This window comes from Pseudomonas sp. 2995-1 (genome assembly GCF_002742505.1).
GTDB classification, from domain to species: Bacteria; Pseudomonadota; Gammaproteobacteria; order Pseudomonadales; family Pseudomonadaceae; genus Aquipseudomonas; species Aquipseudomonas sivasensis.
This window is the reverse complement of the sequence record NZ_LJSA01000653.1, coordinates 1-268: the sequence shown is the minus strand read 5'-3', so window position 1 is coordinate 268 and position 268 is coordinate 1. Positions and strand designations below refer to the sequence as shown.

Annotated in this window: 1 protein-coding gene; it reads right to left on the bottom strand. The window is 37.7% G+C overall.

Translation table 11 applies throughout. The annotated features are described in order from the left end of the window. A partial coding sequence (locus AOA61_RS30605) for a hypothetical protein (protein ID WP_256583518.1) occupies positions 1-250 on the bottom strand: 250 nt, incomplete at its 3' end. Positions 251-268 lie beyond the last annotated feature (18 nt).

The following is a 268-nucleotide window of genomic DNA, read 5'->3' as shown; positions in this document are numbered from 1 at the left end:
TTAAAGCCCTTTCCTGTATATCTCTGAAAATCTCCATCGCAGTTTCAAAGTCTTCACTATTAAATTTGTTAATAGCCGTTCTTAAGTCCCTGTCTCCGAAAACTTCAAGTGGATCTTCTAAAACGATAGGGGATTCAAGACCTGGGTCTGGATTTTCATGCCCGGGAAAATGTCCATTGTTTTCAATATATAAAATATCAATTCCCAGATGATTTGCAGCTAGCGTACATCCTGAAACCATACTTTTCATACCTCCTGTAATATCGAT